Consider the following 252-nt stretch of genomic DNA (forward strand, 5'->3'; position numbering starts at 1 on the left):
GTGGAGGCGCTGGTGGGATACCGCCCTGACTGTATTGAAATTCTAACCTACGGGTCTTATCGACCCGGGAGACAGTGTCAGGTGGGCAGTTTGACTGGGGCGGTCGCCTCCTAAAGTGTAACGGAGGCGCCCAAAGGTTCCCTCAGAATGGTTGGAAATCATTCGTAGAGTGCAAAGGCATAAGGGAGCTTGACTGCGAGACCTACAAGTCGAGCAGGGACGAAAGTCGGGCTTAGTGATCCGGTGGTTCCG

At 55.6% G+C, this 252-nt stretch carries 1 rRNA gene; it reads left to right on the forward strand.

Going from position 1 to position 252, the window contains the following annotated elements:
• Nucleotides 1–252, forward strand: a 23S ribosomal RNA gene (locus FSZ13_RS18245); the annotation flags it as partial.

The organism is Stenotrophomonas rhizophila, from assembly GCF_007667275.1.
Taxonomy (GTDB): Bacteria; Pseudomonadota; Gammaproteobacteria; order Xanthomonadales; family Xanthomonadaceae; genus Stenotrophomonas; species Stenotrophomonas maltophilia_AE.